Below are 12,241 nucleotides of genomic sequence, written 5' to 3'. Positions count from 1 at the left end.
ACATCAAGTACTAGCTGTTACCACAGATCATAACGTTCCTTTTGAACCTATCAATTATTGATCCCTTTCTTGACACCGGCGTTAACCATCCTTCATTTAAAAAAACTCCTTATTTTAGCTCATTTTCAAAGAGAATTAAAAAAGATGTACATAATATCATACACATCTTAAATCTTTCCTGTTTCACTTACTTGCGACAAATGTGATGATTGATTGAATTCACCAAGTAACCATCTATCGTCTTGAATCTTGATATAACTAACGCCTGCATTTGCTAATCGTACTTCCTGTGGAAAAGTATCGCCATTCTCGAGTAGTGTAAAGAGCGCATGAATTACCGCTCCGTGGGCGACTAGAATGACTCGATCATTTGGATGCTGCTCATGAATTTCAACAAGTCCGTTTCGTAACCTTGCAAGCACTGAGTCCAAGGATTCTTGATTTGGATATTGTTTATCTGGAAATGCTTTTATACGTTTTTCCATGTCCATACCTTCTGCTTCACCGAAAGAACGTTCTTTAAACTCTTCAATTTCAATTAGAGGTATGTGTAATTGTTCGTTAATTATTTCCGCTGTACGTTTTGCTCTTGTTAATGGACTTGTATAAATTGCAGCCCACTTAGTTTTTTTGAAAAAAACACCACATTCTTTTGCTTGTTGGATTCCTCTGTCATTAAGAGGTACATCTGTTACACCTTGTAATTTCCCTATTGTATTCCAATCTGTTTCTCCATGTCTTACCACACAAATTTCTGTCATGTGAGTACCTCCTAAACCATCTTTACATTAGAGTATCACACTAAATTTCGACTGTATGCATAAACACTACTCTCCAGAGCCATCAGGGTCTTCGATTGTCTTACCTTCCTTTTCCTTATAAAGTTTTTCTGGATGAACAGCATTAAAGCCAAATTCTCTTAATCTCTCGATAATCGTATTAATCTATTGTTGATTTGGTATATAAAATACAATTAAATTATCTTTAGTCAATGCTCAGCAATGGCTACCATCTTTGTGTTGGGTAAATTCCAAATGATATGTTGAATTTGGAAGTCCAATCAAGGAACTTCATAAGATTGAACAACATCTTACTCTTTTGATGTATTTCGGTTTTATTTTTACGACAATACATTGCATAATAAAATTAATTCGAAAGGGGTTATACATATGGATTGGTTTGGAAAACTGAACGAATATTTTCCCGTTGAAGAAATGAAATCACGTCAACATATAGAACTTTTATTGAAAGATAAAGTAGGTATTTATAAAAAGGTAGAAGGCGAAAAATATGTATTAACATATGTAGATCACCCTGATTATTTATTTGTCGATTATTTATTTGTTTCTTCCTCTGCACGTGGTGAAGGATTGGGAGGGAAAATTTTAGAGCATTTAAAAGGCAATGGCAAACCAATTTTATTGGAGGTAGAATCACTGGATCAAGCTGAAGAAGACACTGAAAAGCGATTACGCTTCTATAAACGTCACGATTTCATTTTAGCATCACATATTTGTTATTGCAGACATCATTTAAAGACAGGCGAGCCACTGAGAATGGATATTCATTACTGGGCTCCAACGGGTGTTGCTGAAGAAGAAATACTTGGACATATGAAATGGATATATGAAAATATTCATGCGTACGAAGATGAACTTCTTTACGGTGTAAAGTATGAACCGACGGATAATGTATTGTATTTTATTAAATAGACAAGATAATAAATCCGAGCAAAAATATAAAAAAGACTTTTCGCAATTGCGAGAAGTCTTTTTTATATTTTAGCTAGCTTTTTTAAATCCAGCTTGCTCCGCTTCTTTTTCAGTACAAAACATTTTTTCCTCTTTAACTACATCATAATTGTTGGAGCTTGGCATATGATAAAGCTTATTGCCCTTGCTGTTTATATTCCCCTTAATAGAGCAACTTGTTTTATTCGATTGATTTGAGCTATCGGATTTATTTGATTGCCCTTCAGTAGAGCCCCCACTTCTCACAGCCGATTTATCAAACCCTCGATTTGTTACATAACCGTCGTATTGCCAAATTCCTTTTCTCAATGCTTTAGCTTCATCTTGAATTTTCTCATAAGCTTTCACATTTGTAGTATTCGGTTCATATATATATCCAACTCGTACAAGACCTTCACGGATTAGTTGCTCTTGAACACTTTTCCCATCCGCATATATATAGGCAAGAAGGCGACCATATTTATCTTCATGTTCACCAACATCAAATTCTATTGAAACTTGCTTTGCGTTGTTCAATATTTCACGATTACGAGCCTGCGCTTCTCGTCCAAATGGTTGTTCACCTAATTGTTTATGGTACATTTCAGGCGCATCTACTAATAAATAGCGTACTTTTTTTGTTTCTCCGTCGTATTTCACTTTAATCGTATCACCGTCCATGATACTTACCACTTCGACATCGATTCGATTTTCTGATTCATCTTTTTTTGTCACTGTAGCTTCTGTACATGCTTGTAGCATAAATACTAGACAGCCGATTAAAAGGAGTCCCCATTTTTTCATTGTCATCACCATCGTAATCTTAACATAAACTATTAGTTATCGGCTTACTTTCAGCATTTAAAGCATAAAAATACCCAGTCTTCGGTAGAGGGCTGGGCTATTACTAGATGAATATTAATCTGTTGTAGTACCGTATGGTTTAATATCTTTGATTGATTTTCCTTGCTCTTCTAAATCACGAATACGGTGAGCAAGACGTGATGCAGCAGATGCAGCAATGCTTCCTACTAAATCATCTAGGAATGTGTGAATACCTTCACCTGCTTTTGTATCAAGTTGCTGTATTATTCCGATTTTCTGTTTATCTAAATGTCCAAAAGTTGTTACAGCAATACTACCGTAAGTAAATACTGCTCCTAAAGCGATTGTCTCATCAACTCCAAATAATCCTTCATCGGATTCAACTAATTGTTGTAGTGGCGCTGACAGCAACTTTTTCTCTGCTAATTCATCTAGCTCAATCCCTACTAAAATTGCATGTTGAATTTCACGTTTATACAGTACTTTATCAACCGATTCAATACAATGATCAAGAGATAGGCCTTCATTATATGCAAATTGCATTTCATACACAATTTCCGCAATATCCTTTAATGTAACACCGCGACGTTCTAATGCATCACGCGCCGCTTTAGCTACTACTTCTGATGAAACTTGAAGTTTTTTGTTATACATGACTCATCCTCATTTCAAAATTTATGGTCCTTTATTATTACTATTATACCTTTACTTTCTTATATGTTACAATTTCCGTACAGAAAACTGAAGGAGTGATAGCTTTGGATCGTGGCACCATCACAGATATAGATTTTTTCAGTGAATCCTTACAAGAAGAAATCCATCTATTAGTTTACTTACCTGCAAACTATTCACCACTTTATAAATACTCAGTGTTAATCGCATCTGATGGTAAAGATTATTTTCAACTAGGCCGAATCTCTCGAGTAGTAGATGACTATTTGGAGCAAGGCGATATCGAAAATTTAATAATTGTTGGTGTACCTTATAAAAGTGTAGAGGATCGACGACAAAAATATTTGCCAAATGGAGAAAAGCATGAAGCTTACTTACGCTTTTTAGCACATGAACTTGTTCCTTATATTGATGAGCACTACTCTACATATCAAATGGGGATGGGTCGTGCATTGATTGGAGATTCGCAGGCTGCGACAGTATCTTTACTAGCAGCCATCCAATATCCGAATATTTTTGGTAAAGTATTAATGCAATCACCTCTAGTAAATGATAATGTTTTAGAAAAAGTGCAGCAGGTACAAGATGTTCATGCTTTTTCAATCTATCACGTTATTGGTACAAAAGAACATGAAGTAGTAACTATGGATAAGAGCATTAAGGATTTTCTTACACCTAATCGCGCATTACATGAGTTGATAGTCAACAAAGGCTTTTCTACTTTCTACGATGAATTCGAAGGAAATCACTCATGGAAATTTTGGCAACCTGACTTAAAACGTGTCATAAAACAAAACTTTACCATTTAACATGTATTTCACAATGAATATTATCTTTTTTCTGTTATACTGAAAATTAAGAAAAGCTATATAAAACTACTTAGGGGGGACGGAATAATGAAATACGGTATCGTTGCATTTCCATCTAAGAAACTACAAGATTTTGCGAATTCATATAGAAAAAGATATGACACGCATTTTTCTAAAATCACACCTCATATTACTTTAAAAAGTGCTTTTGAAGTAGATGACTCAAAAGTGAACGAAGTTACTAGTATGCTCCAAGAAATTAGTAAACAATTTAAACCGCTTTCAATTCACGTATCAAAAGTAAGTTCATTTGCGCCAGTGAACAATGCTATCTATCTAAAAGTGGAAGCAACAGAACAGCTTCAAAAATTACATGATGCATTGCATGCTAAATCATTCGGAGAAGAACCAGAATATAAATTTGTGCCACATATTACCATTGCACAAGAAATGTCCTCAGGTGAACATGATGATATTTATGGTCAGCTACGCATGACAGACGTTTATTCCGAAGAAGTTATTGATCGTATTCATTTACTTTATCAGTTAGAAGACGGTTCTTGGACGGTTTACGAAACTTTCCGACTGTCTGGAGCGGAGTAATTATTGGTTTTTGCTAAAATTGTTGAGACAGAGAAGGAATTACGAGACGCTTTCTTTGTTCGGGAGGAAGTCTTCGTTAAAGAGCAGGGTGTTCCTCTACCTTTAGAAAAAGATGAATACGACAAAGACGCAACACATTTCGTAGCATACAATGGCGAAGAACCGATTGCAGCAGGCAGAGTACGAATAGTCGACGGTAATATCGCTAAAGTAGACCGTGTTTGTGTATTACCTGATTTTCGAAGAAAGCAAATTGGTGTTTTAATGATGACACACTTAGAAAAATACGCTAAAGGTCATCAATTAGCAAAAGTGAAGTTAAATGCTCAAACACATGCTATTCCTTTCTACGAAAAACAAAATTATATTATTACATCACCTGAATTTTTGGATTCTGGCATTCCATATCGCGCAATGGAAAAGGAATTCTAATATTAAGTTGCTAAAACGCTGAATAATCCACGTTTTAGTAGCTTTTTTATTTATTCATTGATACTTTCATCTCTTTTTCATTGGATTTGTGGACTTTCTAGTGTAAATGTTTTAATTAATAATCTATCTACCTAATTTCTACCACAAAAAGAGCCAACCACGGTTGATTGTAAACTCAACCATGGATTGGCTCCTTTTTATTTTCGAAGTACCGTATGATAATCGTCTATAGTATTTTTAAAACATATTTACTATAATATTTACCTCTATCAGTAACCTTTAGTTCAAATTTTGGTAACTCTGCTGGGTTAGGATGGATGAATTGTTGATGGACTTGAAGGGAGTTCCCACGATTTTTGTTTTTTTCATTGTTCAATTGCATTTCAGTAAGTTCAGCACGCATATCAAGCTCACGTTCAAAATGAGATTGCTTTTTTACTTTTGCAATTGTATTAACATGAGCATAATTATATGATTTCATGTTCATACGTTCTGCATATTGCGTTGCTTGTAATGGCTGAACTGGTAGAATGTAGCCCATCAAAATTCCCTCCTATATTATAACTTTACCTGCAAAGACATATCTTCGATTAAAGTTAGTATATTACTGAGAATATTATTGTATGCTATAACATTTTTTGAATTTTATTCAAATCTAAAGAATTACCATCTTTTAAGATAGATGCGACGATTTTTTCTTCTAGCTCTTTTGTTACTGGTTTATTTGCTAGTTGAGATACTTTACGAATGATTTTTCGAATTTGGCGTTCGTCTTGAAAATCTGCATATTGAATAGCATTTGCTAATGCAAGTACATCTTCCATTGGTACGCCAGTTTTTCCTTCAATTTTTCGAAAGAATGAGCTTTGCATTTAAGTCCCCCCTTATTAACCCATAAAGCTTGCGCCAACAATAATCAACAAGATGAATAGAACAACGATTAGAATAAACGTTGAACCATTGCCGCTATGACCGCCATAGTAGCATTCGTTTCCGCCACCGAAGCCACCGCCGTAGCCGTAACCATAACCTGAGAATCCTGACATAAGAAATCCCTCCTCTCTCTCACCGTATTGTATGCAACGGTTTACAGAAAGAAGAGGGCGTTTGAACTAGTCGATATTTCCTTTTGATCGAAAAATTAAAGCTCCTATAAATCCAAATATGATGGCCGCACTAATACCCGAACTCGTCACTTCAAACATCCCCGTTAAAACTCCAATCCAACCATGCTTTTCAGCTTCTGCTAAAGCACCGTGTGTCAAAGAGTTACCAAATGACGTAATAGGGATTGTTGCACCTGCACCAGCAAAATCGATAAGCGGTTCATATAAGCCAAAGCCATCTAAAATTGCGCCTGTGACAACTAATATGGCTAATGTATGTGCAGGTGTTAATTTACCGACATCCATCAGCAGTTGACCAATTACACAAATTAATCCGCCAACAATAAATGCGATTATAAAAGAAGTAAACATTTTATTCCCTCATTTCATCGTTACTTCGATTGCATGTGCAACGGTTGGAATCGATTGATTTTGTTGCACAGATAATTGTGACAAGAGAGCACCTGTCGCTACTAATAGCACTCGCTTCATCCGTCCGCTTTTTAGCTCTGCTAATATTTCGCCAAAAAACACAGATGCGGAGCAACCCGCCCCACTTGCACCAGCTAAAAACAATGGATTATCTCCGTAATATTCAGCACCGCCATCGCGAATTGTTTCTAACTGTTTTGTCGTAAAACCAGATTGTCTTAGCATTTCTTTTAAAATGGGCAAGCCCACTTTTCCCAAATCACCAGTCATAATAACATCGTAATCCTGCACTGTTTGTCCTCTACCCTTTAAATGTTGTTTAATAGTTGAAAATGCTGCAGGTGCCATTGCTGCCCCCATATGAAATGGATCGGATTGTTGAAAATCCGCTACTTTTCCGAAAGTCGCAGCCTCAATACAAGGTTCGCCTTCTTGATGCTTACCAATTAGAACATAACCTGCAGCAGTTACAGTCCATTGTGCAGTTGCTGGTTTTTGACCTCCATAATCGACAGGATATCGGAATTGCCTTTCAATCGCATTATGCTGACTTGCAGCCCCAGCGATTGCATAATGGCTACCACCTAGCTCCGTTAGTAAGCTAGCGATAATAACGGCTGAGGTTGATGTAGCACACGCTGAGTACATGCCGATAAACGGGCTTCCAATAGTAGCAGCAGCAAAATTCGTCGGCGTCATCTGACTAACTAAATCTCCACCTATAAAAAAATCTACAGCATCCTTAGTCAACTTCTTTTTTTGTAATGCTATTTGTGCAGCTTCTTCAATCAAATGTTGATGTCCTTGCTCATTTGTTTTTTGATCTGCCCTTTCATCATCTAGTACTAAATCGAAATTTTGCGCAAAAACACTTCTCTTCTCCAATGGTCCAACTACCACTCCTGCTGCTAAAATGGACGGCTTAGATGGAAAATAAATTACACCTTTATCCATCACCATTGAGTCACTCCAATCGTTACTAAAATTAATTTAACAAGTGCTACAAAAAAGGCAGATACAACTCCGAATACAATAACAGAACCCGCTAATTTGAAAATATTCCCACCAACTCCGAGTACTAAGCCTTCTGTCTTGTGTTCAATAGCTGCTGAAATAACTGCATTACCAAAGCCGGTAACTGGTACTGCTGACCCTGCTCCTGCAAATTGTCCAAGCTTTTTATAAAGTCCAAATCCAGTCAGTAATAATGAAATGAAAATCATTGTTGCTACCGTTGGATTACCTGCTGTACGCTCTGTAAAATCAAAATTCATAATATAGAAAAAAGAAATGGCTTGTCCGATTGCACAAATAATACCTCCCACTAAAAAAGCTTTTAGTACATTTTTGGCAATAGGCGTTTTAGGAGATAGTTTCGTTTGTAATTGCTCATAATCTTTTTGATTCATCAGGTTTCTTCCTTTGCGAGATCTTGTAATTTCTTAATTTTCTTTTTCAGCTCTTCCTCTGTTATTTCTTTTTTCAAAAGCTTCTGAGCTTCCCAAGATATTTTGAAGTCAGTACTAACGAGTACGTCTTTACCAGGGAATTCCTTTTCAAATTTCTTCTGCAAACTCTCTTCGATTTTGGATCGCTTCAATTTTGAAAAAGGTTTTATCTGCACACCCACTAATACAACATCATCCACGAAAACAGCAGTACCTTTTTTAATCGACTTTTCTTCTTTCAGAAGCTTTTCAATTGCTGATTGTGATCCATTATCACCCGCTGCATGATAGGTAGCGAATTTTTCCTGCTGTTCTCCAGAGCAAGCGACTAAAAACTGGATGCTAAGTGATAAAATCAAAATCCTTAAGATATTTCTCTTCATATACTTCACCTTTTTTTAAGAACAGTATGCGTTTCTTTTGAAAAATTATGCATAACTGAGGCAGTTGCCCTAGTTCATTTTCAAATATGACATATTGTATAAGGAGATTGAAAAGGAGGTGAAATTAATAATGGGATGCGGAAGAAATGATGATGCAGTAGGTCACAAAGTGTCAAAAGGATGTGTTTGCGACGTAGTACGCGCAATTAAAGACATCCAAGACCAAAATGATAATGATGATTGTGACACTTGCCCAACAAACTGTTTCCTTGAACCTCTTGGTGGATTAGTAAGCCCTGCACGCACACACGCTAATACACGAGTATTTATGCTATTAAACAAAGACGGCACACCTTTTAAAGCGTTTTTCAGAACTAGAGCTTCTGGCGATCATCACTGTTTCTCGGTCTTTTTCCGAGTAGAGGATATTTTCGACCGTTGCTGTGCTACTTTACGTGTATTAATTCCTTTAAAACACGGTGATTGTGTAGCTGATTTGTTAACAGATTGCGGTACTGATGTAGATTTATCAACTATCTGTAAAGTTGTAGATTGGGAAGCATCAACTAGCTGTGTTACTGTTGACTTGAATTGCTTCTGTGCAGTTCAATGTATAAAAGACGTATTTTTAGAAGGTGTATGCGACTAATTTCAAGTCAAAAGACTTTGCAGTAGTGTCTTTGTTTTAAAATGGATGATAGCAGTGTCAGGCAATGAGCTTCGAAGTTAGGTATTCTAACTTTCGGGGCTTTTTGTGATATTATATTTTTATCTTGTGCAGTTTTGATTTATTTTTGCATAAAAAAAGCCATCCCTTTTCAGGGACAGCTGTTAAAATACTCTTCCTCGCCACTTAATTTCCACGAGTTCATTAATTTTCGTTGGATATACGACACCTGTATAACTTTTCAAAATCACTTCGTCTTGCACTACTCGATCGACAATCCCTTCTATAATACGGCCATCTGATAAACTAAATTGCAATGGTTGATAAGCTTTCTGTTGAAACGGTGCAGATAAAAATTTTAAACGCTCTGATTTACGGTGTACTTCACCATCTTCTATAACCGGTTCTATGGATTCTACTTGCTCAGTTTCCTCTTCTACAACTACCTCTTCTACAACACCTTCTACAACATCTTCTACAACTACCTCTTCAATAACATCAACCAAAACCGGAGTACTATCACTATTAATATCAATAAAAAAAGCCGGGGGAGCTTTGATAAAAAGGAGTGGGCGATTCCCCAAGTTAACACATCCTTTTTTTCATATTGTATGCTCCTCCGGAAAATAAGTTCACATTAATTTACTAATGAACATCGTTGCAATCCCAAGATAAATTAAAATACTTGTTATATCATTTAATGTTGTAATAAACGGACCAGATGCAACCGCAGGGTCAATTTTCAGTCGGTGCATTAATAATGGTATAAAAGATCCTGCAATTGTTGCCACAATAATTGAACAACAAATAGCTGTTCCTACTAATACCCCTAGAAGCCACATGTGTTTCCAAAAGAACACAATACCAAATGCAATAGCACCACAAACAACACCTGTAATTATGCCTGTAATTGCTTCACGTATTAATAATTTCATCTTACTTTCTTCTTCAACATCACCAGTTGCAATTCCTCGAACAGCAACAGCTAATGCTTGCGTTCCACTATTCCCTGAAGTACCACCTATTAAAGGAATAAAAGCAGCAAGTATCGTCACTTTTTCTAATGTTCCAGTAAATAAGTCTACTAAATTAGCGGTTAACATGCCTAAGAATAATAATACAACAAGCCACGGCAAGCGTTTTTTCGCTGCAGCAAACGGACTTTTGTCGAATGTTACCATGTCTGAAACCCCGGCTAATTTAGAGTAGTCATCTGAAGCCTCTTCATCAATGACATCAATAATATCATCGACTGTAATGATACCCAGCATCTCGTTTTTTGAATTAATAACAGGTACAGCTAAAAAGTTATAGTCCTTCATAATTTGCGCGACTGCCTCTTGATCATCAGTTACATTAATACTTACAACACGATCATTCATTATTTGACGTATTAATGTATCTTCTTCTGCAATGATTAAGTCACGCAAAGAAATAACACCCGTTAAATGATTTGTATCATCCACTACAAATATATAGTAAATCGTTTCTGCATCTGGCGCTGCGTTGCGTAAAATTGTCATCGCTGAACGTACTGTTGAATTCTCAGGAATAGCGACATATTCTGTCGTCATTATAGAACCGGCTGTATACTCCGCATAGTACAGAAGCTCTTTGATATCTTGTGCTGAATCTTTATCCATTATTTTAAGGAAATGAGTGATTTGATCTTTATCTAATTCATTTAAAACGTCAACCGCATCGTCAGTATACATAGCAGCTATCATTTGCGCTGCATACGTCGTATCCATTTCCTCTAAAATACCTTTATATTCGTCATCATCGAGTTCAATAGCTTCAAAAATGTCAGCCATCTCTTTAGGGGAGAGATACTGATAGATAATCTGTCGTATATCTGGCCCCACCTTCTCATAAAACTGTGCCTGATCATACGGATGAAGTGCTAGAAACTCCTCGCGGAAATTATCTGTCTCAAGATTTTCCAGTAATTGACGTAGATGTTGCTCATCGAATTGTACTTCATCTTTTTCCTTTGTTTCTTCTATCATGCATGTCCCCTCCTCTCGACTCATTAAGTCAGTTAAAATAACACCTTACTATAATAGTGTGTAGACCTTCAAAAGAGCAATTATTTTTTTAAAACTTTTTTATTTCAGCTCTTTGAACACCCCTAATACTAACATTCGTTAATGTACTTTTACAAATGGCATTTTTTAAATTTCCCGGGAAATCAAAAATAAGGTGCTTTTTTTATAAAAGCACCTTACATTAATTATTCTAATAGTAGTGATTGCATATCTTTTGGTAAATTTATTTGCCAGCTATAATATTGTTTCGTCACTGGATGGTGTAACTGGAGCTCTACACAATGTAAAGCTTGACGATTTATTAAATTTCTATGCCCTCCATACAATGTATCTCCAACAAGTGGATGTCCAATAGATGCCATATGTACACGAATTTGATGCGTACGTCCTGTGTGCAGTTTTATACGAATATGAGTAATTGCTTCTCCATCTAACATTGTTCGTTTTAATACGACAACATCGGTATGTGCAAACTGTCCATCACTTCGTACTTCACGTTCAATAATACTACCATCTTTGCGCCCAATTGGAGCAATAATTTCTTGTTGATTTTGCTCCATATGACCATGTACAATCGCTTCATACTTCCGATGTATTGCATGTCTCTTTTGAGCTTCACTCATTAGATGATGAACGTGGCGATGCTTTGCTATACACATAAGACCTGAGGTATCCCGATCTAGACGTGTTACAATATGCACCGTTGAAGTTAATTCCTGCTGTTGTAAATGGGCCGCTACAAAATTAGCAACACTACCTTTAGGATGATCATGGGAAGGAATCGTATTTTGATAAGGTTGTTTAGCAATAACTAACAGCTCATGATCCTCGAAAATGACCTCGAGCTCCCCATCTTCAAGAACTAACCCCTGACTAATTTCTTCCGGAGGAAAGATAATTGTGACTAAATCGTCCTTCTTTAGAATATGACGGACATTTTGCTCTATATTATTTACTAAAAGTTGTCCACCTTGAAATTTTATTGCAGTTAAAGCTCTTTTAGATATTCCCCACATAGCAAGTGCATCTCTAAAAAGTTGGTCTTGCTCTACTTTAAACGTTAAGTGATATCGTAAATCTTTCATA

The 12,241-nt window shown here is 36.3% G+C and carries 19 protein-coding genes; 5 read left to right on the top strand and 14 right to left on the bottom strand.

Annotated elements, in window-relative coordinates; translation table 11 throughout:
- Positions 1-167: 167 nt before the first annotated feature.
- Both ACQKM9_RS01390 and ACQKM9_RS01385 read right to left on the bottom strand, forming a co-directional pair.
- A complete protein-coding gene (locus tag ACQKM9_RS01390) occupies positions 168-761 on the bottom strand; it encodes a histidine phosphatase family protein (RefSeq protein WP_427731987.1) in 594 nt (197 codons plus the stop codon).
- 66 nt (positions 762-827) lie between these two features.
- On the bottom strand, positions 828-932 hold the full coding sequence (locus ACQKM9_RS01385; protein ID WP_427732787.1) for a hypothetical protein: 105 nt from the start codon (positions 930-932) through the stop codon (positions 828-830).
- A gap of 237 nt (positions 933-1,169) precedes the next feature.
- Here ACQKM9_RS01385 and ACQKM9_RS01380 point away from each other — a divergent pair, with 237 nt between their 5' ends.
- Positions 1,170-1,712, top strand: a complete 543-nt coding sequence (locus tag ACQKM9_RS01380) for a GNAT family N-acetyltransferase (protein ID WP_427731985.1) — start codon at positions 1,170-1,172, stop codon at positions 1,710-1,712.
- A 69-nt stretch (positions 1,713-1,781) separates the two neighbouring features.
- Here ACQKM9_RS01380 and ACQKM9_RS01375 read toward each other — a convergent pair whose 3' ends face one another.
- Together ACQKM9_RS01375 and ACQKM9_RS01370 are read right to left on the bottom strand one after the other, a co-directional pair.
- A complete protein-coding gene (locus ACQKM9_RS01375) occupies positions 1,782-2,540 on the bottom strand; it encodes a thermonuclease family protein (RefSeq protein ID WP_427731983.1) in 759 nt (252 codons plus the stop codon).
- Between the two features lie 108 nt (positions 2,541-2,648).
- Entirely contained in the window at positions 2,649-3,209 is a 561-nt protein-coding gene (locus ACQKM9_RS01370; protein ID WP_427731981.1) for a phosphatidylglycerophosphatase A family protein, read from the bottom strand.
- Positions 3,210-3,313: 104 nt separating this feature from the next.
- On the opposite strand from ACQKM9_RS01370, the gene ACQKM9_RS01365 reads away from it, so the two are divergent.
- The 3 genes from ACQKM9_RS01365 (at position 3,314) to ACQKM9_RS01355 (ending at position 5,071) form a co-directional block, all read left to right on the top strand.
- Positions 3,314-4,036 carry an alpha/beta hydrolase gene (locus tag ACQKM9_RS01365; RefSeq protein ID WP_427731979.1) on the top strand — a complete coding sequence of 241 codons (723 nt, stop codon included), beginning with the start codon at positions 3,314-3,316 and terminating at the stop codon, positions 4,034-4,036.
- An 87-nt stretch (positions 4,037-4,123) separates the two neighbouring features.
- Entirely contained in the window at positions 4,124-4,639 is a 516-nt protein-coding gene (locus ACQKM9_RS01360) for a YjcG family protein (RefSeq protein WP_427731977.1), read from the top strand.
- Between the two features lie 3 nt (positions 4,640-4,642).
- Positions 4,643-5,071, top strand: a complete 429-nt coding sequence (locus ACQKM9_RS01355) for a GNAT family N-acetyltransferase (RefSeq protein WP_390391728.1) — start codon at positions 4,643-4,645, stop codon at positions 5,069-5,071.
- Positions 5,072-5,297: 226 nt separating this feature from the next.
- Here ACQKM9_RS01355 and ACQKM9_RS01350 read toward each other — a convergent pair whose 3' ends face one another.
- The 7 genes from ACQKM9_RS01350 to ACQKM9_RS01320 form a co-directional block, all read right to left on the bottom strand.
- On the bottom strand, positions 5,298-5,612 hold the full coding sequence (locus tag ACQKM9_RS01350; RefSeq protein ID WP_427731975.1) for a hypothetical protein: 315 nt from the start codon (positions 5,610-5,612) through the stop codon (positions 5,298-5,300).
- 85 nt (positions 5,613-5,697) lie between these two features.
- Positions 5,698-5,943, bottom strand: a complete 246-nt coding sequence (locus ACQKM9_RS01345; RefSeq protein ID WP_427731973.1) for a stage VI sporulation protein F — start codon at positions 5,941-5,943, stop codon at positions 5,698-5,700.
- A 15-nt stretch (positions 5,944-5,958) separates the two neighbouring features.
- Complete coding sequence (locus ACQKM9_RS01340) at positions 5,959-6,117, bottom strand: YjcZ family sporulation protein (protein WP_427731971.1); 159 nt, start codon at positions 6,115-6,117, stop codon at positions 5,959-5,961.
- Between the two features lie 66 nt (positions 6,118-6,183).
- Positions 6,184-6,549, bottom strand: coding sequence for a stage V sporulation protein AE (gene spoVAE / locus ACQKM9_RS01335; protein ID WP_053417711.1), 366 nt, complete (start codon positions 6,547-6,549; stop codon positions 6,184-6,186).
- A gap of 9 nt (positions 6,550-6,558) precedes the next feature.
- The gene (locus tag ACQKM9_RS01330; RefSeq protein WP_427731969.1) at positions 6,559-7,569 is read right to left on the bottom strand and encodes a stage V sporulation protein AD; all 1,011 of its coding nucleotides are present in this window, start codon (positions 7,567-7,569) and stop codon (positions 6,559-6,561) included.
- Positions 7,563-8,018: a stage V sporulation protein AC gene (spoVAC, locus tag ACQKM9_RS01325; protein WP_427731967.1), complete on the bottom strand. Its 456-nt coding sequence runs from the start codon at positions 8,016-8,018 to the stop codon at positions 7,563-7,565. The genes ACQKM9_RS01330 and spoVAC overlap by 7 nt, the downstream gene beginning before the upstream one ends.
- Positions 8,018-8,440: a YhcN/YlaJ family sporulation lipoprotein gene (locus tag ACQKM9_RS01320; protein ID WP_427731965.1), complete on the bottom strand. Its 423-nt coding sequence runs from the start codon at positions 8,438-8,440 to the stop codon at positions 8,018-8,020. The genes spoVAC and ACQKM9_RS01320 overlap by 1 nt, the downstream gene beginning before the upstream one ends.
- 130 nt (positions 8,441-8,570) lie before the next feature.
- Between ACQKM9_RS01320 and ACQKM9_RS01315 the strand changes: the two genes are divergently transcribed.
- On the top strand, positions 8,571-9,089 hold the full coding sequence (locus ACQKM9_RS01315) for a CotY/CotZ family spore coat protein (protein ID WP_427731963.1): 519 nt from the start codon (positions 8,571-8,573) through the stop codon (positions 9,087-9,089).
- A 182-nt stretch (positions 9,090-9,271) separates the two neighbouring features.
- Here the strand turns inward: ACQKM9_RS01315 and ACQKM9_RS01310 are convergent, their stop codons facing one another.
- The 3 genes from ACQKM9_RS01310 to ACQKM9_RS01300 form a co-directional block, all read right to left on the bottom strand.
- The gene (locus tag ACQKM9_RS01310; RefSeq protein ID WP_427731961.1) at positions 9,272-9,691 is read right to left on the bottom strand and encodes a hypothetical protein; all 420 of its coding nucleotides are present in this window, start codon (positions 9,689-9,691) and stop codon (positions 9,272-9,274) included.
- Between the two features lie 48 nt (positions 9,692-9,739).
- Positions 9,740-11,116, bottom strand: coding sequence for a magnesium transporter (gene mgtE, locus ACQKM9_RS01305; protein ID WP_427731959.1), 1,377 nt, complete (start codon positions 11,114-11,116; stop codon positions 9,740-9,742).
- A 224-nt stretch (positions 11,117-11,340) separates the two neighbouring features.
- On the bottom strand, positions 11,341-12,240 hold the full coding sequence (locus ACQKM9_RS01300; RefSeq protein ID WP_427731957.1) for an RluA family pseudouridine synthase: 900 nt from the start codon (positions 12,238-12,240) through the stop codon (positions 11,341-11,343).
- Position 12,241: the final 1 nt, after the last annotated feature.

Origin of the sequence: Viridibacillus sp. NPDC093762 (genome assembly GCF_050279675.1) — a bacterium.
Taxonomy (GTDB): Bacteria; Bacillota; Bacilli; order Bacillales_A; family Planococcaceae; genus Viridibacillus.
The sequence above is the reverse complement of the archived record's forward strand: the minus strand, read 5'-3'. Positions and strand labels throughout refer to the sequence as shown.

Excerpts from the sequence above, each read along its gene's own strand:
- ACQKM9_RS01390 (WP_427731987.1), bottom strand. The coding sequence starts at position 761 with ATGACAGAAATTTGTGTGGTAAGACATGGAGAAACAGATTGGAATACA.
- ACQKM9_RS01380 (WP_427731985.1), top strand. The coding sequence starts at position 1,170 with ATGGATTGGTTTGGAAAACTGAACGAATATTTTCCCGTTGAAGAAATG.
- ACQKM9_RS01375 (WP_427731983.1), bottom strand. The coding sequence starts at position 2,540 with ATGACAATGAAAAAATGGGGACTCCTTTTAATCGGCTGTCTAGTATTT.
- ACQKM9_RS01370 (WP_427731981.1), bottom strand. The coding sequence starts at position 3,209 with ATGTATAACAAAAAACTTCAAGTTTCATCAGAAGTAGTAGCTAAAGCG.
- ACQKM9_RS01360 (WP_427731977.1), top strand. The coding sequence starts at position 4,124 with ATGAAATACGGTATCGTTGCATTTCCATCTAAGAAACTACAAGATTTT.
- ACQKM9_RS01350 (WP_427731975.1), bottom strand. The coding sequence starts at position 5,612 with ATGGGCTACATTCTACCAGTTCAGCCATTACAAGCAACGCAATATGCA.
- ACQKM9_RS01345 (WP_427731973.1), bottom strand. The coding sequence starts at position 5,943 with ATGCAAAGCTCATTCTTTCGAAAAATTGAAGGAAAAACTGGCGTACCA.
- ACQKM9_RS01340 (WP_427731971.1), bottom strand. The coding sequence starts at position 6,117 with ATGTCAGGATTCTCAGGTTATGGTTACGGCTACGGCGGTGGCTTCGGT.
- spoVAE (WP_053417711.1), bottom strand. The coding sequence starts at position 6,549 with ATGTTTACTTCTTTTATAATCGCATTTATTGTTGGCGGATTAATTTGT.
- ACQKM9_RS01330 (WP_427731969.1), bottom strand. The coding sequence starts at position 7,569 with ATGGTGATGGATAAAGGTGTAATTTATTTTCCATCTAAGCCGTCCATT.
- spoVAC (WP_427731967.1), bottom strand. The coding sequence starts at position 8,018 with ATGAATCAAAAAGATTATGAGCAATTACAAACGAAACTATCTCCTAAA.
- ACQKM9_RS01320 (WP_427731965.1), bottom strand. The coding sequence starts at position 8,440 with ATGAAGAGAAATATCTTAAGGATTTTGATTTTATCACTTAGCATCCAG.
- ACQKM9_RS01315 (WP_427731963.1), top strand. The coding sequence starts at position 8,571 with ATGGGATGCGGAAGAAATGATGATGCAGTAGGTCACAAAGTGTCAAAA.
- mgtE (WP_427731959.1), bottom strand. The coding sequence starts at position 11,116 with ATGATAGAAGAAACAAAGGAAAAAGATGAAGTACAATTCGATGAGCAA.
- ACQKM9_RS01300 (WP_427731957.1), bottom strand. The coding sequence starts at position 12,240 with ATGAAAGATTTACGATATCACTTAACGTTTAAAGTAGAGCAAGACCAA.